This window comes from Actinoplanes sp. NPDC051851 (assembly GCF_040681165.1).
Classification (GTDB): Bacteria; Actinomycetota; Actinomycetes; order Mycobacteriales; family Micromonosporaceae; genus Actinoplanes.
The window spans coordinates 24,984-44,996 of record NZ_JBFAYF010000020.1 but is presented as its reverse complement, the minus strand read 5'-3'; the positions used below and the strand labels follow the sequence as shown (position 1 = coordinate 44,996).

Below are 20,013 nucleotides of genomic sequence, written 5' to 3'. Positions count from 1 at the left end.
ACGGGGAGGAGACACCAGGGGCGTGCCGTGCTACGGGTCAGTACCGGTCGCCGCAGTCCGCGTCGTCGTCGTCCCGGTCACCCGTCGGCACGAAGACGGCGGCGTCCCAGCCGACGTCGGCGTCCTCGGGTGCGCCCTCGTTGTTGAGCTGCAGGCGAGCGCCAACGCCGAGCTCGTAGTTGCCGATCCAGGCCCACTCGTCCTCACCGTCGTCGTCCAGGCTGTTGTCCTGGTCGAGGACACACGTCTCGGTACTCAACGGGGTGCCGCCGTCCACCCCGCGCTGTACGTAGTACGTCGCGTTCTCCCAGGTGGCGCCGTGACTGGGCAGATGAACGAGGATGTCGTACCGGGCGGTCTCCCCGGATTCCAGCCGCAGCTCCGGCGCCCAGGTACCAACGATCTTGTGCTTCAGCAGCCTCGTGTCGCTGTAGCCGTGGGTGAACCAGATGTGGCCCTTGTACCCCGCACCGACCTGATGCAGGTCGATGGGTGCGTAGTAGGAGTCGTCGGTGGCACCGGCCGGGTCACCGCCGCGCAGTGTGAACTTGCCACCCTGGTCACCCATGTCGCCGCAGCCCAGGGCGTACTGGCCCGGGTCATTCAGTGTGTAGATCATGTGCGAGGACTGCGTGAGGGACCGTTCGTCGATCGCGGAGGAGTCGAAATCCGTACACGCCCGGTCGTAGATGCGGATCAGCTCGGGCTCGTCAGCGCTCTCGTTGTACTTCTGGTACTCCGTGCTGCATTCGTTGTTCTCGCAGTCGCCGATCGTGGCGTAACCGTGCCACCAGCACGCGGAGGAGACCGACGGGCATCCGTTCATCGCCTCCGAACAACTGTTGACCTCGACGCTGCAGAACGTGTAGAGCCCCGGCAGGGAGACCCCGTCGTGCCAGAAGATCGCGGAGTCGTGCCAGTCGACACGGTAGAACGTCGGACCGTTCTCGCCGAAGACCGGCTCGCTGTACGCCTGCTCGCTGCCCTTCCACTGTGGTGTCTCCACCCAGCCCATGATCCGTTCGGGGTAGCTCCACAGGCTCGGGGTCTCCGCGTCGGCCAGCGTGTCCCGCATGAAGCCGTCCCGGTTGGCCTTGTAGGTCGAGTTCGCCGGGTTGTTGAGCCAGCCGACACCGTAGCGGCCGTTGTTCGCCGAGCGGTTCGCGTACGTGTAGAAGCCGCTGTTGTACGCCCACACCGCCAGGAACCAGTTCTCGATGTTCCGGGCGTCACCGTCGTTGACCTGGCTGCGGACGGTCGACGGCTCGGCGGCCATCTGGTTCCACTTGTCGATCAGGATGTTCAGCGACGCCGCGATGTTCGCCGCGTAGTCGACCGCGATCGCCTTCCGCTGGTTCTCGCTGTAGGTGGTCTCGCCGACGCTCATGCCGGTGGTGACCTGCCCGATGCCGTACCCGCAGTCGGCCTTGGTGTAGTCGATCTCGTCGATGGAGTAGCTGCCGTAGTAGAGCGGTAGCAGCGGGTTCGCCGTGTCGCCGGGCACGCCGTGCCACGACGCCTGGGACAGGTTCGTCTCCTGCGCCAGGATGGCCAGCACCAGGTTGGCCGGCACTGTCCCACCGCCGCTCACGTCGTGGCGTTCGAACATGCTCTGCGGGGTGTACGACGGCAGACCGGTCTTCAGGTAGTTCGCCGGACGGCTGACGTAGAGCGCGTCGTGCACCGCGAGGTCGACCGCCCACTCCACCTGATTGGGGCTCGGCTGGAGCGGCTGGACCGTCGGGTCGTTGCGGGGCACCGCGCACTTGGGCGTGGTGATCGAGCTGGCCGCAGTGACGCTCACCTCGGCCGACGACTGCTCGGTCGCCTCGGCGTCGAGCGTCGTCGCCTCGGTGGTCGTGATGACCGCCGTCGTCGTGACGGTCGCCTTGACCGGGCGCACCGCGACGTAGGCCCGGCCCGCGTGTGAGGGGTCGGCGGCGACCAACGGCTCACTCACCGATTCGGCGGTCTGCTGGGAGTAGACCTCCTCGGCCACCAGGTGCCCCTCGGCCGACACCCCGGATACCCGCCGGGAGGCCGGGATCGCGGTGAGTCCGGGGTGGGCGCCCCCACTCAGGTTGACCTCACCGACGAGCGCGCTGCGGCCACCGCTCAGGCCGAAGAGCTCCATCCGGTCACTCGGACCGGTCGCGGTGGTGGTCAGCTCACCGCCCCGGTAGCGCTCGGCCACCGCGGTCTCACCGCTGACCGAGATCACGTCGATGCCGTGGCCGGCGGTAGCCCGGACCCCGTACGGGCGGCCGTGCGGCGTGGCGAGCTCGGTCAGCCCGCCCTTCGCACCGATCTTGACGAGCTTGCCGCCGACGATGCCGTAGTCGCCGTCCGGACCGGGGGCGGGGTTGCTGACCTGGGCGTCGATGCGCCGGGTGCCGGTCACCCGGCCCGCCGCCGCGTCCACGGTCAACAGGTCGGTACGCGGGTCGTCGAGATCCCCGCCGATGCCCCGGACCAGGAGCGCACGGTCACCCGGGCCGCAGGCCGGGTTGTAGTACGAGTACTGCACGCCGGTCGCGACGTGCACCGCCTTGCCGGTCGTGGTGTCCACGACCGCGGCGAAGGCGCCGGCCTGCAGCGCGCTGGGCCGGTTCGCCGCCATCTTCGGGGCGAACACGGCGACCGCGTAGCGGCCGGACCCGGTCAGGCAGACCGAGCCGCCCCAGGGGCCGACGTCCAGCGCGGGCGACCGGAGCGTCGCCAGGGTGCTCCAGGCGAAGGCGTCCTTCTCCCGGGCGATGTAGAGGTGATAGCCGTCGGTGTCCCCGGCACCGGTGATGAGGACGTCGGACGACTTTCGCCAGTCGTCGCCGAGCACCTTGTCGGGATTCGCCAGGGGCGCCTGCTTGGCGAGGGTGGACGTTGGCGTGGCCGCCGGGCTGGGCGCGGCGACGGCGGGACCGGCGATGCCCACGGCCAGGGCGACGACCGCCCCGATCGCGACACCCCTGCGGATGGAGATCAATTTTCCCCCGTGTTCGGTGGAGCGAGATGACCGGGACGGCACGGTCACATCCACACCGTGCAGTCGTAGTTGGGCGCGGCGTCGTAGGTGTCCGGGTCGGTGGTGTCACCGCTGAGGCAGAACTTCACCGACCCCGAGACGGAGCTCACCATCGTGGTCTCGTAGTAACCGGCGTTGAACGCCGACGCGTCATAGATCCTGGTGTTGATCCCGCCGTACTGCGGATGGTTGTAGAGCTGCACCCAACGGGCCACGCCGTCGTAGTAGGACTGGTACTGCCCCCAGTACGTCTGGCACATCCGGCTGTAGTGCAGCTCGGCGACCGGCGTCTGGGTGGCGGGGTCGTCGAGCGTGATGGCCGTGAGGAAGACGTCGTCCGAACGGCAGTTGGTGTCGCCGACCGAGGCCCCGACACAGCCGTCCGGGCAGTAGGGCTCAATGTCCGCTCGGGCCGGCGTCGCGGCGAAAGCCAGACCCGCCCAGGTCAGCATCGCCGCCGCGGCAGCAGCGGCGGCAGCTTTCAGAGATGGCAATGTTCCTCCCCGTCGTGACCGATTGCGGTCACTCGGTAACGAGATTCACACATCTACATTTGTCGACGCAATACCGTTACGACGGTCGATGCTAGGCTCGCCGCGTCAGCGCTGATCAGCACATCGGGACAGGAATGCGAAGAAACTCACTAGTCGCCCTCGGCTCCGGAATCGTCGTGCTCGCAGCCGCCGCGACCTGGTGGCTGGCCTCCGGAGACTCCCCGCTCGAATCCTCCCCGGCAGAAAAGGGCGCGACGTCGGCCGCGATCGACGTGGACAGCGGTCCCGCGACGTCACCCGCCCCCACCTCCGCCGACCCGCTGCCCAGCGGCGACAGCGACAGCATCCTGGCCGCGTGGGAGAAGCAGTGGAAGGCCGAGCGAAAGCACCCGAACTCCGGGCAGTACGAGGTCGAGGTCGCACAGCCGTATCACGGTGGCACGCTGGACATGTTCACCGAGCAGTCGGACAGCGCATCCTCCGAGTCCGTCTACTCGGTCGCTTGCATGCTGAAAAGTGAATCCGTACAGCCCTCCAAGAAGCTGTACATCGGGCTGGTCGACGACTGCCTGGCGCCGGCCCTCCACGACGGTGAGCGGGCCGAGCTGGTCGCCTGGCTGAACAAGCAGAAGGACTCGACGGAGTACGCCTACGCGGACTTCGCCCGGTTCACCATGATCCGGGCGTTCGCCCCGTCGCAGGGCTTGTTCCTCAAGATCACTAGCCAGCCGATCCTCGAAGGCGTCCACTCCCCCGCGCCCGCGCAGTAGGCCTTTCCGCACGTCACGGCGCCGTACCCGAAATGATCGGGTGCGGCGCCGTGCTGCATTCGTACGCCGAAAGAAAATGTTCGAGTCTGTTGACTTGTGAGTGAACATGGTGGAGTCTCATGGTGCGTCCGACTGCTGCCTAGGCTTGGCGGCAACACCTGACATGAGGAGTGCTCGCCGTGAAACTGCTCGTCACCGGGGGTGCCGGCTACGTCGGTAGCGTCACCAGCCGGCTCCTGCTCGACGCCGGCCACGAGGTCGTGGTGCTGGACAATCTGCGCACCGGGTTCCGGGAGGCGGTCGCCCCGGACGCGACCTTCGTCGAGGCGGACATCGCCGACGCCGCGCGGGTCCTCACCCCGGAGGCCGGCTTCGACGCCGTGCTGCACTTCGCCGGGCTGATCGCGGCCGGCGAGTCGATGGCCAAGCCCGAGCTCTACTGGCACGAGAACGTGGTCAAGTCGCTCGCCCTGCTCGACGCGATCCGGGCCGCCCGGGTGCCGCGGGTGATCTTCTCGTCCACCGCCGCGGTCTACGGCAACCCGGTCGAGGTGCCGATCAGCGAGACCGCCGCCAAGGCCCCGACCAGCACGTACGGCTCCACCAAGCTGACCTTCGACCTGGCGCTGACCTCGGAGGCCTTCGCGCACAACCTGGCCGCCGTCTCGCTGCGCTACTTCAACGTCGCGGGGGCGTACATCAACGGCGACGTCGAGATCGGCGAGCGGCACGACCCGGAGACCCACCTGATCCCGATCACCCTGCAGGCGGCCGCCGGCAAGCGGGAGAAGCTGCAGCTCTTCGGCGACGACTACCCCACACCCGACGGCACCTGCGTGCGCGACTACATCCACGTCGAGGACCTGGCCCGGGCGCACCTGCTGGCGCTGGACGCCACGGTCGCCGGCGAGCACCGGATCTACAACCTGGGCAACGGCAACGGCTTCTCCAACCGGCAGGTGGTCGAGGCGGCCCGCGAGGTCACCGGCGCGGCGATCCCGGTCGAGGTGGCGCCCCGGCGCGACGGCGACCCGGCGACCCTGGTGGCCTCCTCCTCCCGCGCCCGCGAGGAGCTGGGGTGGGTGCCGCGGAAGAACACCCTGCAGGCCATGATCGGCGATGCATGGACCTTCTACCGAAAGCACGTGGCATGAGCATCTCCGAGGAGGCCGTCGCGGCCTTCCGCACCGCGTACGGGACCGAGCCGGCCGGACTCTGGGCGGCGCCCGGCCGGGTGAACCTGATCGGCGAGCACACCGACTACAACGACGGCTTCGTGCTCCCGTTCGCGCTGCCGCAGCGCACCGTCGCCGCCGTCGGCCCGTCGCCGGACGGCACCTGGTCGGTCTGCTCCACCCTGGCCGCCGAGCCGGTGGCCTTCGGGACCACCGAGCCCGGCGAGGTCACCGGCTGGGGCGCGTACGTCGCCGGGGTGGTCTGGGCGCTGCAGGACGCGGGGTACACCGTGCCGGCCGTCCGGATCGCGATCGCCTCCGACGTCCCGTTCGGCTCCGGGCTCTCCTCCTCGGCCGCGCTGGAGTCGGCGGTGCTCACCGCGCTGATCGACCTCGGCGGCCTGGACGTCCCGCTGGAGCGGCGCCCGGCGATCGCCCAGCGTGCCGAGAACCTCTACGTCGGGGCGCCCACCGGCATCCTCGACCAGTCCGCCTCGATCCGCTGCGAGGCCGGGAAGGCGCTCTTCCTGGACTGCCGGTCGTACGCGATCGAGCAGATCCCGTTCGACCTGGCCGCCGCCGGCCTGGCCATCCTGGTGATCAACAGCAACGCGCCGCACCAGCACGTGGACGGCGAGTACGGCGCCCGCCGCAAGAGCTGCGAGGAATCCGCCGCGGTCCTCGGGGTGACCGCCCTGCGCGACGTCGGCGTGGACGAGCTGCCCGCGGCGCTGGACCGGCTCGGCGACGAGGTGCTGCGCAAGCGGACCCGGCACATCGTCACCGAGAACCAGCGTGTGCTGGACACCGTGGCGCTGCTGCGCGCGGGCAGCGTCCGCGAGATCGGCCCGCTGCTCACCGCGTCGCACGCCTCGATGCGGGACGACTTCGAGATCACCGTCGAGCGGGTGGACGTGGCCGTGGAGTCGGCGCTGGCGGCCGGGGCGTACGGCGCCCGGATGACCGGCGGCGGGTTCGGCGGGTGCGTCCTCGCCCTGATCGACGCGGACCGGGCGGACGCGACGGCGGCGGCGGTGGCCGGCGCGTACGCGGAGAAGGGTTTCGAGGCACCGACCAGCTGGCTCGCGGTGGCGGGTCCCGGAGCGACCCGGATCTGACGGCGGGAGGCCCCCTCGTTCGGGGGCCTCCTCAGCCTTTCGCCCGATCACCCGCAGGAGCGAGTGTCGAGTTCGACGGCCGCCCGCGCGGTTATGGTGTGCGACATGGGGGTCAGTCCGCCGTACCTTCGTGATGACGCCGAGCGCGGTGTCACGATCCGCATCGACATCGCCGCCGACCCGGCCGTCTCGCTTCTCAGCGTGCGCGGCCCCTGGGACGACCAACTGCGCCATCACACCTCGGTCTCGCTCCGCCGGTGCTTCACCGACCGCCCGGCCGGGCTGATCGTGGACCTCTCCGGCCTGCGCGACCCGCGCAGCGACAGCGTGCCCACCTGGGCCGCCGCCCGGCACGTCGCGGCCGCCCTGGAGCCGCCGGTGCACTTGGCGCTCTGCGTGCCGCCCGGCCTGCCGCTCGCCCACCGGATGCAGGGGCTGGCCCCGGGGCGCTTCCTGCCGGTCTACGCCCGGGTGAGCCAGGCCCGGGTGGCGCTGGCCGGCCGGATGCCGGAGAACGAGCGGATGACGGCCACCCTGCCGCCCGGTCCGGAGGCCGCCCCGGCCGCCCGCAACCTGGTGAGCGACGCCTGCCTGGCCTGGGGGCTGACCCGGCTGCTGCACCACAGCCGGGTGGTGATGTCCGAGCTGGTGACGAACGCCGTCGAGCACGCCGGTACGGAGATCCGGGTGGCGGTGACCCGGCGCGGCGACGGGCTGCACCTGTCGGTGACCGACGGCTCGCCGCGGATGCCCCGGCTGATCCGGCCCAGCCGGCCCCGGCCGGACCGCCCGCTCGACGACCGCGGGCAGGGCCTGCGGACGGTGCAGGGGATCGCCGAGCTCTGGGGCGCCGTGCCGGCATCGGAGGGGAAAACAGTGTGGGCGACGATCCGGGCTCCCCGGACCATCGCCCACACGTGACGCCTGACGGCTCAGCCGGCTTCGATGATCATGCCGGCGCCGACCGTACGGTTGGTGCCCTCGTCGATCAGGATGAAGCCACCGGTGGTCCGGTTGCGGCGGTACTCGTCGGCCAGCAGCGGCACGGTGGTCCGCAGCTTCACCCGGCCGATCTCGTTCAGCCCCAGCTCCGGCGCGTCCTCGTCGCGGTGCAGCGTGTTCACGTCGAGCTTGTACTGCAGGCCGCGGATGACCGTACGCGCGGTCCGCGTGGTGTGCTTGATCGTGTACTTGCCGCCGATCCGCAGCGGGGCACTCTCGTCCATCCAGCAGATCATCGCCTCGATGTCCTGGGCGGGCGTCGGGGCGTTGTGCGGGCGGCAGAGCATGTCGCCGCGCGAGATGTCGATCTCGTCGGCCAGCCGGACCGTCACCGACATGGGCGGGAAGGCCTCCAGGACCTCGCCGTCCGCGGTGTCGATCGCGGCGATCTTGCTGGTCATCCCGGAGGGCAGCACCATCACGTCGTCGCCCGGCTTGAGGACGCCGGAGGCGACCTGACCGGCGTAGCCGCGGTAGTCGGTGACCGTGGTGGACTGCGGGCGGATCACGTACTGCACCGGGAAGCGGACGTCGACCAGGTTGCGGTCCGACGCGATGTGCACGTGCTCCAGGTGGTGCAGCAGCGAGGGGCCCTCGTACCACGGGCTCTTCTCGGAGCGGGTGGCGATGTTGTCGCCCTCCAGCGCCGAGACCGGGATGATCGTCAGGTCGGTGATGTCCAGCTTCGCGGCGAACGAGGTGAACTCGTCGGCGATCTTGTCGTAGACCGCCTTGTCCCAGTCGACCAGGTCCATCTTGTTGACACAGAGCACCAGGTGCGGGACCCGGAGCAGGCTGGTCAGGAACGCGTGCCGGCGGGACTGCTCGACCAGGCCCTTGCGGGCGTCGACCAGGATCAGCGCCAGGTCGGCGGTGGAGGCGCCGGTGACCATGTTCCGGGTGTACTGGATGTGCCCCGGGGTGTCGGCGATGATGAACTTGCGCCGCGGCGTGGCGAAGTACCGGTACGCCACGTCGATGGTGATGCCCTGCTCCCGCTCGGCGCGGAGGCCGTCGGTGAGCAGCGCGAGGTTGGTGTACTCGTCGCCGCGCGAGGCGCTGGCCGCCTCCACCGCCTCGAGCTGGTCGGCGAAGATGGTCTTTGTGTCGTACAGCAGGCGGCCGATCAGGGTCGACTTGCCGTCGTCGACGCTGCCGGCGGTGGCGAACCGCAGCAGGTCCATGCCCCCGCGCGCGGCGGCATCAGGCTCGAGAACTGCCTGGCTCATCAGAAGTAACCCTCTCGCTTGCGGTCTTCCATCGCGGCCTCGCTGACCTTGTCGTCGCCGCGCGTGGCACCGCGCTCGGTGATCCGGGTCGCGGCGACCTCGTCGATCACCTTCTCCACCGTGTCGGCGTCGGAGAGCACCGCGGCGGTCTGCGAGGCGTCGCCGACCGTGCGGTACCGGACCTGGCGCACCTCGGCGGTCTCTCCGTCGCGGAGCTGGATGAACTCGTTGACCGCGTAGAACATCCCGTCGCGCTCGACGACCTCGCGGTCGTGCGCGTAGTAGATGCTCGGGAGCTCGATCTGCTCCTTGGCGATGTAGTGCCAGACGTCCAGCTCGGTCCAGTTGGAGAGCGGGAAGACCCGGATCGACTCGCCGGGGTGGTGGCGCCCGTTGTAGAGCGCCCAGAGCTCGGGGCGCTGGTTCTTCGGGTCCCACTGGCCGAACTCGTCGCGGAAGCTGAACATCCGCTCCTTGGCCCGGGCCTTCTCCTCGTCGCGGCGGGCGCCGCCGAAGAGCGCGTCGAAGCGGTACTTCTCCACCGCGTTCAACAGCACCGGGGTCTGGATCCGGTTACGGGTACCGTCCGGCAGCTCGCGCACCAGGCCGGTGTCGATCGCCTCCTGGACGCTGGCGATCACCAGGTTCAGGCCGAGACCGGCGACCCGGCGATCCCGGTACTCCAGGACCTCCGGGAAGTTGTGACCGGTGTCGACGTGCATGACGGGGAAGGGGATGCGCGCCGGGGCGAACGCCTTCTCGGCGAGGCGCAGCATCACGATCGAGTCCTTACCGCCGGAGAAGAGCAGCACCGGGCGCTCGAACTCGGCCATGACCTCTCGCATGACGAAGATGCTCTCGGCTTCGAGCGCATCCAGGTGCGAGACGCGGTAGTCCTTCGTCTGGCTCATGGGTTCAGTCCCCAGACCTTTCGGGTGTCGGCCCTTGCGGGGGTCGGCCGAGCAGGGCGCACCCTGCGATTTTCCTCAGTCCTTGCCGATCCGTCATTGTGACGGAAGGTGCTTCTGGATGGCAGCAAGCAGGCGCGGAGCGAGATCTTTACGACAAACCACCAGGTCGGGCAACCTGGGATCGGCCTGGTTGTAGCTTAATAGAGATCCATCAATACGTGAGGCATGTAAACCAGTGGCCAACGCCACAGCAACAGGTGCTGCGGAATCCCACTCGAATTGACCTCCACCGTGTACGTACGCGTCCGCCTCGCCGCTGATCACCGCGGCGATCTTGCAGCCGGCCGAGCCCATCGGCACCAGCTCGGCGCCGAGGTCCTCGGCGAGCGCGGTGACGAACGCCGGCGGCCGGGTCCGGCTCGCGGCGATCCGGATCGCGCCGCCGGTCGCGGACTCCAGCGGCATCGGCGGGTAGGCCGGCGCGTTGTCCGTGGCGATCGTCCGGTGCTGGGCCGGCATCGCGACCGCACCCGCGGCCAGGCGGGACGGGTTGGACGAGTCGGCGGTCCAGAGCGCCACGTGCACCGCCCAGTCGGCCCGGCCCTCCTCGGAGAACTCCCGGGTGCCGTCCAGCGGGTCGACGATCCAGACCCGGGAGGAGCCCAGCCGGTCCGGCCGTACGCTGTCGTGCTCGCCCTCGCGCCACGCCTCGCGGGAGTGCTCGTCCTCCTCGGACAGCACCGCGTCCGCCGGGCGCCAGCGGGCCAGCTCCGCGCGGAGCAGGTCGTGGGCGGCCTTGTCACCGGCGGCCTTGAGCGCCTTGCCGTCCGCGTACCCGACCTCGTCGCGCACCTGGAGCAGCACCTGGCCGGCGCGGTCCGCGAGCCAACGGGCGAACGCGGAGTCGTTGACGGGTGGTGCACCACCCTCGGCGGTCTCCCGCGGTCCCGCAATGCGGGCCGACTCCTTCGTCTGCTCGCCCATCTCTCGCTCCTTCATCAACCGGCTCCGTCAGTACGCTCCCGATGACCGCACCACCGCGGTCAACGTTCTCAGCAGGATCACCAGATCCAGGCTGAGCGACCAGTTCTCGACATAGCGCAGGTCGAGCCGGACCGCCTCCTCCCAGGAGAGGTCCGCCCGACCGGACACCTGCCACAGCCCGGTCATCCCCGGCTTGACTGCCAGCCTGCGCCGCACGTCGTCGGCGTAGGCCGCCACCTCGGCCGGTAACGGCGGCCGCGGGCCGACCAGCGACATCCGCCCCGAGAGAACGTTCAGCAGCTGCGGCAACTCGTCGAGCGAGAAGCGGCGCAACCACCGGCCGACCGGGGTGACGCGTGGGTCGTCGCGGATTTTGAAGAGCACACCGTCGTGCTCGTTGAGGTGCCTCAGCTCGGCCAACCGAGCCTCGGCGTCGACGTACATACTGCGGAACTTGAAAATCCGGAACTCATGTCCGTCGCGTCCCACGCGTATCTGGCGAAAGAGTACCGGGCCGCGTGACGTGAGTCGCACGCAGAGCGCCACACCGAGCAGCACTGGACCGAAGAGGATCAGTAGCAGGAGTGCGCCTACACGATCGACCAGGTCCTTCACGAGACGCGATCCGCCGTGTAGCCGGGGATGCTCGACGTGCAGCATCGGCAAGCCGTCGAACGGCCGGATCGTGGTACGCGCTCCGGCCACGTCGACCAGCGCACTGGCCACCACGAGATCCACCTCATCACGCTCGAGTCGCCAGGCCAGACGGCGTACCGCGGCCCCGTCGAGCTCCGGGCAGCTGAGTACCACGACGGTGTCCGCGTCGGCCAGCCCGACCGCGCTCGCCACGTCGTCGAAGGTGCCGTACACCGGCAGATCGGACACCACACCGATGCCGTCGGCGTCCGGCGGGAGGCACGCGCCGATCACCTCGAGCCCGTGGTACCGCTCCCTCCGAAGCTGCCGAGTGATTCCGATAACGGAGAGCTCGTGACCGACAACGATCACTCTTCGAAGATTCTCGCCGCGCGCCCGCGACCAGTGCAGCCGCTTTCGCAGCACGAAGCGGAGCACCAGCACGGCGGCGATCGCGGTGGGCAGCGCGGCCAGGACATAGGACCGGGCCAGATCCAGGTCCAGGGCGTACGACACCAGGGCCACCCCGGCGATCAGCCCGACGCCGCCGCGGATCACCCGCTGGTACTCGTCGGTACCGACGAAGAGGTAGCGGCGCTCGTACGCCCGGCAGACCGCCAGGACCACCAGGAGGACCACGGGGAGCAACACCGAGAGCATGATGTACGCACGGTTGTAGGTGGTCACCCGGTCGCCGAAGCGCAGCGCGAAGACCGCCGTACCCGCGACGGAGCCGGCCACCAGGTCGCAGAGGAGCAGGGCGCGGACGTACCGGCTCTCCCAGCGCTGCCGCCGGGACATGGCCACATGCCGCCCCCGCGCCCGCGAGAAGGGCCGGGCCGCGGCGGAGCGGTTGCGGGCACCCGAGTACTGCCGGGAGGGCTGATTACGGGCCGGGTCCGGCGCGCCCCGCACGCTCTGCGGCGGGGCGTTGTCAGACTTGGTGTTGCCAGGCCTGGTGTTGTCAGGCCTGGTGTTGTCAGGCCTGGTGTTGTCAGGCCTGGTGTTGCCGGGTTCGGTGTTGCCGGGCTCGGTGTCATCGGGTTCGGTGTCATCGGGCCTGGTGACGATCGGCAGGACGACCGTGGTCTCGCTCAACGCGTCCGCCTGCTCCTCGGACACGCCCTGCGACATCCCCCGAACCCCCTGTCCCGCCGGCCGGCGCGCGATCACGCACGTCTCTGGTGACCAACGCACCGACCGCTGAGGTCGTCACGGGAGGACTACAGCATCAGCTTCCGTGGTACCTGTTCTGCGCCCACTCGACGCCCTCCAGCACGATCGCCTCCACCACGTCGGCCGCCCGGTCGATCAGGAAGTCGAGCTCCTTGCGCTCGGCCGCGGAGAAGTCGGCGAGCACGAAGTCGGCCGGATCCTGCCGCCCCGGCGGCCGTCCGACACCGAAGCGCACCCGCGCGTAGTCCTTGCTCGCCAGCGACTTCGACATCGAGCGGAGACCGTTGTGACCGCCCTCGCCGCCACCGCGTTTCGCCCGGATCTCACCGAACGGCACATCCAGCTCATCATGCACCGCGATCACATGGGCCACGGGCACTTTGAAGAACTGGGCGAGCGCCACGACCGGCGCGCCGGACAGGTTCATGAAGGTGAGCGGCTTGACCAGGATCAGCTTCGGTCCCCCGAAGCCGAGCCGGCCCTCCGCCATCTCGGCCTGCGCCCGCTTGGCCCGGCCGAACTTCCCCCCGGTCCGCGAGGCCAGCAGGTCGGCCACCATGAAGCCCGCGTTGTGCCGGTTGCCGGCGTACTCCTTGCCGGGGTTACCCAGACCGACCACCAGCCACGGCGCGTCGACGTCGCTCACCTTCCGCCTCCCGGATACACATCAGGGAAAGTGCCGATCGGCACTTTCCCTGAATGACTGCCTTACCGCGCTCAGGCGCAGCAGAGAACCTTACTCCGCGGCCTCGGCGCCCTCGGCACCCTCGGCGTCCTCGGTGGAGGTGGTGCTCTGCGCCGCGGAGATGACCGCGAGGACCGTCTCGGCGTCGACCGCGAGCTCGACACCCTTCGGCAGCTTCACGTCGCCGGCGGTGACGCGCGAGCCGGCCTCCAGGCCGTCGATCGAGACCTCGACCTCGGTCGGGAGGTGCAGCGCCTCGGCGACCACGGAGACCGTGTTCGACTCGTGCACGATCAGGGTGTTCTTGGCGGCCTCGCCGGTCAGCGTCACCGGGACGTCGACCTGGACCTTCTCGCCCCGCTTCACGATCAGCAGGTCGATGTGCTCGTACGTGTCCTTGATCGGGTCACGCTGGATCGCCTTCGGCAGGGCCAGGGTGGCGGCCGCGTTGCCGGCGATGTCGATGGTGAAAATCTGGTTCAGGCCACCGTGACGGATGGCGGCGGCGAACTCACGGGCGGGCAGCGCGATGTGCTGCGGCTTCTCGCCGTGCCCGTACAGCACGGCGGGCACCAGGCCGGCCCGGCGCGTGCGGCGGGCACCACCCTTGCCGAACTCGGTGCGGGGCTCGGCGCTGATCTTTACCTCGGACACGGGGAAACTCCTGAAACTCTTCGATGCGGGCTGCGTCTAAGTCTGCGGCTGCGGTACCGGCAGTGCTGCGGTGAACCATCGACGGTGCGGAAGCCGTCTCCGGCGCTGCCGGGCAAGGGGGCGCGCTGGGCACAGGCCCGGAGCACCGCGTCGATGACGGCGCCTCGAGCGGACTGCGAACCTCAGCAGACCACGAGGCACCCTCGCCGTGGCAACCGCACTAGCTTACCTGCTCGAATCACCCGAAGTTCAGCGGGTCCACCGTGATCGCGAGGTTCGCGAAAAAATCAAGTCACTTTCGCCACAAGAGAGGGCACCCGCCACCGCGGGTGCCCTCTCTTGTAGAGCTGAATCAGCTGAGACCACCGAAGAGGGTGGTCACCGAGCCGTCGTCGAACACCTCGCGGATCGCCCGGGCGAGCAGCGGCGCGATGGAGAGCACAGTGATCTTGTCGAGCTGCTTCTCCGGGGCGAGCGGCAGCGTGTTGGTCACCACCAGCTCGCTGATCCGGCTGTTCTTCAGGCGCTCGGTGGCCGGGTCGGAGAGCAGCGCGTGGGTGGAGGCCACGATCACGTCGGCCGCACCCTCCTCGAAGAGGATGTCGGCGGCCTTGGTGATGGTGCCACCGGTGTCGATCATGTCGTCCACGATCAGGCAGACCCGGCCCTCGACCTCGCCGACCACCCGGTTGGCGACGACCTGGTTCGGCTTCATCGGGTCGCGCGTCTTGTGGATGAACGCCAGCGGGCAGCCGCCCAGGCGGTCGGTCCAGCGCTCGGCGACGCGGACCCGGCCGGAGTCCGGCGCCACCACCGTCATCGGGCGGCCGGCGTATCTGCGCTCCACGTACTCCGCGAGGGTGTCCATGGCGAACAGGTGGTCCACCGGGCCGTCGAAGAAGCCCTGGATCTGCGCGGTGTGCAGATCGACCGTGAGGATCCGGTTGGCGCCCGCCGTCTTCAGCAGGTCGGCGACGAGCCGCGCGGAGATCGGCTCCCGACCGCGGTGCTTCTTGTCCTGCCGCGCGTACGGATAGAACGGCAGGACCACGGTGATGCGCTTGGCGGAGCCCCGCTTCAGCGCGTCGACCATGATCAGGGTCTCCATGACCCAGCGGTTCACCCCTTCGGTGACCGACTGGACCACGAAGGCGTCGGAGCCGCGGACCGACTCCTTGAAGCGGACGAAGATCTCACCGTTGGCGAACTCGTACGAGTCCGACGGGGTCGGCGCGACGCCGAGCACCTGCCCGATCTCCTCGGCCAACTCCGGGAAACCCCGGCCGGTAAAGAGCATCAAACTCTTACGGTTCTCCGCGACGATGCTGCCCATCGGCTCGCTGCTCCCGTTGATAGGGGGGTGGGTTCGCAGTGAAGTATCCCTTGCGGGAACGTAACCGCCACGTTTCGAGGGCACTGCGTGGGATGACTCACCCCCACTGGATCACTCCTGGTCAGGGGTGCTATCTCCGGCGCGCTCGGCGGCCTCGGCGGAGACGGTTCCGGGACGCTTGCGCGCGACCCAGCCCTCGATGTTCCGCTGCTGTGCGCGGGTGACGCCCAGGTTGCCCGCGGGTACGCCCTTGGCGATCGCGCTGCCCGCCGCCACGTACGCCCCCGGGCCGATCTCCACCGGCGCGATCAGCACCGTGTCGGACCCGACGAACGCCGCCTCGCCCACGGTCGTGTGATGCTTGTTCACCCCGTCGTAGTTCGCGAAGATCGTGCCGGCCCCGATGTTCGCCTTCGCGCCGATCGTGGCGTCACCGACGTACGTCAGATGCGGCACCTTCGCGCCCTCGCCGAGCTCCGCGTTCTTCGCCTCGACGAAGCCGCCGATCTTGGACTTGCGGCCCAGGCGGGTACCGGGGCGCAGGTACGAGAACGGGCCCACCGTCGCCGCCGGGCCGATCTGCGCGCCGATCGAGTGGGTCCGCAGCACCGCGGCGCCCTCGCCCACCGTGGTGTCGATCAGCGTGGTGTCCGGGCCGATCACCGCGTCCCTCGCCACCGTGGTGTTCCCGCGGATCTGGCAGTTCTGGTCGACCACGGCGTCCGGCTCCAGGGTCGCGGTCGCGTCGATCCAGATGGTGGCCGGGTCGAGCAGCAGCACGCCGGAGCGCATCCAGGCGTCGTTGATCCGGTCGCGCATCAGCACCCGCAGCCGGGAGAGCTCGGCACGGTCGTTGCAGCCGTACGTCTCGTACGCGAACTCGGCGACCTCGATCGCCACCGGGTGCCCCTGGCCGCCCAGGATCCCGAAGACGTCGGTCAGGTACTCCTCGCCCTGCGCGTTGTCGGTGGAGAGCTTGCCCAGCGCCTCGCGCAGCAGCACCGCGTCGAACGCGTAGATCCCCGAGTTGATCTCGCGGATCGCCCGCTGCTCCGGCGTCGCGTCCTTCTGCTCGACGATCCGCGACAGGTTGCCGTCCGCGTCCCGGATGATCCGGCCCAGGCCGGTCGGGTCGTCCACCTCGGCGCTCAGCACGGTCGCCGCGGCGCCGGCCCGCTCGTGCGCCGCCAGCAGCGCCTCGACCGTCTCGGCCCGCAGCAGCGGCACGTCGCCGCTGAGCACCACCACGGTGCCGCTCAGCTCGGGCGTCGCGTCCAGCGCGATGCGTACCGCGTGACCGGTGCCGTTCTGCTCCGCCTGCAGCACCGGGGTCGCCTCCGGGGCCGCCCCGGCGAGGAAGCCGCCGACCTGGTCGGCCTTGTGCCCGACCACGACCACGGTGCGATCCGTCTTGATCGCCTGGGCGACGGCGAGGACGTGGCCCAGCAGGGTGCGCCCGAGCAGGGGCTGGAGGACCTTCGGCGTCGCGGACTTCATCCGCTTGCCCTCACCGGCGGCGAGGACGACGACAGTACGGCTGGGGGCCTGGCTCACGCTGCAACTCCATCGTTCGCGGTGGCATTCTGGTAAGCGGTGTCACGTCAACCGCAAGGCCATCCGAATGGGCCTTTACCACAGAATTGCTCGGCTGTCAGGACTCGAACCTGAAATGGGAGAGCCAAAATCTCCAGTGTTGCCAATTACACCACAGCCGAATAGCGCTGGAGACAGCCTAGCGCCTCGGGTCACGAGCGAGTAAAGGGGACGATGCGCGGCTGTCACCCCCTGGCAGGATGTCCGGGTGACCGAGCAGCAGAGGGAGACGTCGTCCCGGGTCCGGATGTCCGCCGCCCAGCGCCGTGAGCAGTTGATCGTGATCGGGCGCCAGCTCTTCGCCGAGCGCGGCTACGACGGCACCAGCGTCGAGGAGGTCGCCGCCCGTGCCAAGGTGTCCAAGCCGGTGGTCTACGAGCACTTCGGCGGCAAGGAGGGGCTCTACGCCGTCGTGGTGGACCGGGAGGTGCGCTCGCTCCTCGACCGGATCACCCGGGCGCTGACCGCGGGACACCCGCGGGAGCTGCTGGAACAGGCGGCGCTCGCGCTCCTCGACTACATCGAGGACGAGCCGCACGGCTTCCGGGTGCTGGCCCGCGACTCGCCGGCACTGGCGCCGGGCGGCACCTTCTCCAGCGTGATGAACGACGTCGCGCACCAGGTCGAACACATCCTGGGCGCCGAGTTCAAGAGCCGCGACCTCGACCCGAAGCTCGCCGAGCTCTACTCGCAGGCGCTGGTCGGGATGGTCGCGCTGGTCGGTCAGTGGTGGCGGGAGGCGCGCAAGCCCAAGAAGGAGGTCGTCGCCGCACACCTGGTGAACCTGGCCTGGAACGGCCTCTCGCATCTGGAGGCCAAGCCGGGGCTGATCACCCGCAAGACGCGGTGACCGCCGGGCCGGCGGTCACCGGGACGTCTCTCAGGCGGTACGGCCCTCGCGGACCTGCCGCGGCGCGCCGGCCTTGGACGGCGGCACGACCTTGCTGTACAGGCTGATCGTGATCAGGACCAGACCGGCCAGGTAGGTCACGACCACGGTCGAGATGCTGTAGCCGAAGAAGTTGGCGTCGGTGCGGATCGTCGCCAGCGCGTAGCTGCCGACCACCAGCAGGCCCCAGCCGAGCAGCTTGTCGATCTGCACGTCGACGTTGCGGCCCACCACGGTGGCGAGCAGCACCAGGCCGCCGGCGACCAGGGACACGACCGCGCCGAGCAGGTTCACGCCCTGCCCGAGCACGCGGTCGGCGGGCTCGCCGATGAAACCGTCGCTCGCCGTAGCGATCAGGCCGATGACGCCGAAGACCGCCAGGTACGCGCCGGCGACAAAACCGGCCAGTCGGTACATCGGCCGAAGGGGGTGATTGACCGGAATATGCGCCATGCTGTCCGTCTCCAAGGTGTGGTGTCGTCGACCCGATTCTCGCGTATCCGCGACAAGCGGCGCAGGTACACCCCCCGGATCAGTTTCCGGGCACCTTCTCGGCCAGCTCCAGCCAGGCCATCTCGGCCTCCTCGCGCTCCGCACGGACCGCCGTGAGCTGGGCCTCCAGCTCGACGATCTTCGCGTAGTCGCTGCCGTGGTCGGCCAGGCTCCCGTTGAGCTTGGCCTCCTTCTCGCCGAGCTTGTCCATCTGCCGCTCCAGGCGCGACATCTCCTTGCGGGCCAGGCGCAACTCACCCTGGGAGAGGCCGGGCACGCTCTCCGGCGCCGCTTTCTCCGGTACGGCCGTCGCGCTCGGCCCCGCGGAAGAGGCGGTCACCCGGGACAGGTACTCGTCGATCCCGCCGGGCAGATGCACGAGACGGCCGTCGCCGAACATCCCGTAGACCACGTCGGTGACCCGCTCGACCAGGTAGCGGTCGTGGCTGGCGACCACCATCGTGCCCGGCCACGAGTCCAGCAGGTCCTCCAGCGAGGCCAGCGTGTCGGTGTCCAGGTCGTTGGTCGGCTCGTCGAGCAGCAGCACGTTCGGCTCGGTGGCGAGCAGGCGCAGCATCTGCAGCCGGCGGCGCTCGCCACCGGAGAGGTCGCTGACCGGCGTCCAGATCCGCTTGTCGGTGAAGCCGAACACCTCGGCGAGCTGGCCGGCCGAGAGCTCCCGGTCACCCAGCTTGACCCGCTTGGCGACCTCCTCCACCGCCTCCAGCAGGCGCAGGTGCCCGGGCAGCTCCCGGAGCTCCTGGGAGAGGAACGCGGGCCGGACCGTGCTGCCGGTGACCAGGCGCCCGCCGTCCGGCGTGGTGACCCCGGCCAGCAGCCGCAGCAGGGTGGTCTTACCGGCCCCGTTGGCGCCCAGGATGGCGATCCGGTCGCCCGGGCCCACCTGCCAGGTGATGTCCTTGAAGATCGGCTTGGGCCCGGCGTTGAGCTCGACGCTCTCCAGGTCGTAGACCTGCTTGCCGAGGCGGGTGGTGGCGAGCCGCTGCAGGCTCACCGTGTCACGCGCCGGCGGCACGTCGGCGATCAGCTCGTTCGCCGCGTCGATCCTGAACTTCGGCTTGGAGGTACGAGCCGGCGGGCCCCGGCGCAGCCAGGCGATCTCCTTGCGGAGCAGGTTCTGCCGGCGCGCCTCGATCGAGGCGGCGACCCGCTGCCGCTCGGCGCGGGCCAGGATCCAGGCCGCGTAACCGCCCTCGTACGTGTGCACCTGCTCGTCCACGACCTCCCAGGTCATGGTGCAGACCGCGTCCAGGAACCAGCGGTCGTGGGTGACCACGGCCAGCGCGCCCCGGCGGGTGAGCAGGTGCTTGGCGAGCCAGTCGACACCGGCCACGTCGAGGTGGTTGGTGGGCTCGTCGAGGATCAGCAGGTCACTCTCGCGGACCAGCAGGGCGGCCAGTGCGACCCGGCGGCGCTCGCCACCGGACATCGGCCCGACCGGCGTCTCCAGCCCGAGATGGCCCATGCCGAGGCCGTCGAGGATGGTCCGGACACCGGCGTCACCGGCCCACTCGTGCTCGGCGCCCATGCCCTCGGCGAGCCAGGCGGTGCCGAGCACGACGTCGCGCACGGTCGCCTCGCCGTCGAGCGCCAGGCTCTGCGGCAGGGCGGCGACCTTCAGGTCGCGGCGATGCGTGACCCGGCCGGAATCCGGCTCCTCGGTCTTCGCGATCATCCGCAACAGGGTGGACTTGCCGGCTCCGTTGAGACCGACGATGCCGATGCGGGCATCGTCGTCCAGGCCGAGCGAGACGTCGGTGATCAGCTGACCGGCGGCGCCGTAACCCTTGTTGACCCGGTCCAGGTTGATGATGTTGTTGGCCACGATG

At 69.7% G+C, this 20,013-nt stretch carries 17 protein-coding genes and 1 tRNA gene; 5 read left to right on the top strand and 13 right to left on the bottom strand.

All coding sequences use genetic code 11. The annotated features are described in order from the left end of the window. Positions 1 to 37: 37 nt before the first annotated feature. A complete protein-coding gene (locus AB0M08_RS20460) occupies positions 38 to 2,983 on the bottom strand; it encodes a hypothetical protein (protein WP_364495290.1) in 2,946 nt (981 codons plus the stop codon). 44 nt (positions 2,984 to 3,027) lie between these two features. Next, positions 3,028 to 3,516 (bottom strand): hypothetical protein, encoded by a 489-nt coding sequence (locus tag AB0M08_RS20455; protein WP_364495288.1) that lies wholly within the window; start codon positions 3,514 to 3,516, stop codon positions 3,028 to 3,030. Positions 3,517 to 3,692: 176 nt separating this feature from the next. Between AB0M08_RS20455 and AB0M08_RS20450 the strand changes: the two genes are divergently transcribed. The 4 genes from AB0M08_RS20450 (at position 3,693) to AB0M08_RS20435 (ending at position 7,500) form a co-directional block, all read left to right on the top strand. Next, a complete protein-coding gene (locus AB0M08_RS20450; protein ID WP_364495285.1) occupies positions 3,693 to 4,286 on the top strand; it encodes a hypothetical protein in 594 nt (197 codons plus the stop codon). A 179-nt stretch (positions 4,287 to 4,465) separates the two neighbouring features. After that, entirely contained in the window at positions 4,466 to 5,440 is a 975-nt protein-coding gene (galE, locus tag AB0M08_RS20445; protein WP_364495282.1) for a UDP-glucose 4-epimerase GalE, read from the top strand. Next, positions 5,437 to 6,579, top strand: a complete 1,143-nt coding sequence (gene galK / locus AB0M08_RS20440; RefSeq protein ID WP_364495280.1) for a galactokinase — start codon at positions 5,437 to 5,439, stop codon at positions 6,577 to 6,579. The genes galE and galK overlap by 4 nt, the downstream gene beginning before the upstream one ends. Before the next feature lie 105 nt (positions 6,580 to 6,684). Beyond that, positions 6,685 to 7,500: an ATP-binding protein gene (locus AB0M08_RS20435; protein ID WP_364495277.1), complete on the top strand. Its 816-nt coding sequence runs from the start codon at positions 6,685 to 6,687 to the stop codon at positions 7,498 to 7,500. Between the two features lie 11 nt (positions 7,501 to 7,511). Here the strand turns inward: AB0M08_RS20435 and AB0M08_RS20430 are convergent, their stop codons facing one another. The 9 genes from AB0M08_RS20430 to AB0M08_RS20390 all read right to left on the bottom strand — a co-directional run bounded on the left by AB0M08_RS20430 (position 7,512) and on the right by AB0M08_RS20390 (position 16,904). After that, the gene (locus AB0M08_RS20430; RefSeq protein ID WP_364495274.1) at positions 7,512 to 8,810 is read right to left on the bottom strand and encodes a GTP-binding protein; all 1,299 of its coding nucleotides are present in this window, start codon (positions 8,808 to 8,810) and stop codon (positions 7,512 to 7,514) included. Next, entirely contained in the window at positions 8,810 to 9,721 is a 912-nt protein-coding gene (gene cysD / locus AB0M08_RS20425) for a sulfate adenylyltransferase subunit CysD (protein ID WP_364495272.1), read from the bottom strand. The genes AB0M08_RS20430 and cysD overlap by 1 nt, the downstream gene beginning before the upstream one ends. 93 nt (positions 9,722 to 9,814) lie before the next feature. Further along, complete coding sequence (locus AB0M08_RS20420; RefSeq protein ID WP_364495544.1) at positions 9,815 to 10,705, bottom strand: 3'(2'),5'-bisphosphate nucleotidase CysQ; 891 nt, start codon at positions 10,703 to 10,705, stop codon at positions 9,815 to 9,817. 27 nt (positions 10,706 to 10,732) lie between these two features. Next, a complete protein-coding gene (locus AB0M08_RS20415) occupies positions 10,733 to 12,475 on the bottom strand; it encodes a sugar transferase (protein ID WP_364495270.1) in 1,743 nt (580 codons plus the stop codon). Between the two features lie 97 nt (positions 12,476 to 12,572). Next, positions 12,573 to 13,163, bottom strand: coding sequence for an aminoacyl-tRNA hydrolase (gene pth / locus AB0M08_RS20410; protein WP_364495267.1), 591 nt, complete (start codon positions 13,161 to 13,163; stop codon positions 12,573 to 12,575). A 90-nt stretch (positions 13,164 to 13,253) separates the two neighbouring features. Continuing rightward, positions 13,254 to 13,856: a 50S ribosomal protein L25/general stress protein Ctc gene (locus AB0M08_RS20405; RefSeq protein WP_364495264.1), complete on the bottom strand. Its 603-nt coding sequence runs from the start codon at positions 13,854 to 13,856 to the stop codon at positions 13,254 to 13,256. 352 nt (positions 13,857 to 14,208) lie between these two features. Further along, positions 14,209 to 15,189 carry a ribose-phosphate diphosphokinase gene (locus AB0M08_RS20400; RefSeq protein WP_364495262.1) on the bottom strand — a complete coding sequence of 327 codons (981 nt, stop codon included), beginning with the start codon at positions 15,187 to 15,189 and terminating at the stop codon, positions 14,209 to 14,211. A gap of 111 nt (positions 15,190 to 15,300) precedes the next feature. After that, entirely contained in the window at positions 15,301 to 16,743 is a 1,443-nt protein-coding gene (gene glmU, locus AB0M08_RS20395; protein ID WP_364495259.1) for a bifunctional UDP-N-acetylglucosamine diphosphorylase/glucosamine-1-phosphate N-acetyltransferase GlmU, read from the bottom strand. An 89-nt stretch (positions 16,744 to 16,832) separates the two neighbouring features. Further along, positions 16,833 to 16,904 (bottom strand) — tRNA-Gln (locus AB0M08_RS20390). A gap of 125 nt (positions 16,905 to 17,029) precedes the next feature. Between AB0M08_RS20390 and AB0M08_RS20385 the strand changes: the two genes are divergently transcribed. After that, the gene (locus AB0M08_RS20385; protein ID WP_364495542.1) at positions 17,030 to 17,632 is read left to right on the top strand and encodes a TetR/AcrR family transcriptional regulator; all 603 of its coding nucleotides are present in this window, start codon (positions 17,030 to 17,032) and stop codon (positions 17,630 to 17,632) included. Positions 17,633 to 17,662: 30 nt separating this feature from the next. Here AB0M08_RS20385 and AB0M08_RS20380 read toward each other — a convergent pair whose 3' ends face one another. Together AB0M08_RS20380 and AB0M08_RS20375 are read right to left on the bottom strand one after the other, a co-directional pair. Further along, a complete protein-coding gene (locus AB0M08_RS20380) occupies positions 17,663 to 18,124 on the bottom strand; it encodes a DUF4383 domain-containing protein (RefSeq protein WP_364495257.1) in 462 nt (153 codons plus the stop codon). 79 nt (positions 18,125 to 18,203) lie between these two features. Continuing rightward, positions 18,204 to 20,009, bottom strand: coding sequence for an ABC-F family ATP-binding cassette domain-containing protein (locus AB0M08_RS20375; RefSeq protein ID WP_364495254.1), 1,806 nt, complete (start codon positions 20,007 to 20,009; stop codon positions 18,204 to 18,206). Positions 20,010 to 20,013 lie beyond the last annotated feature (4 nt).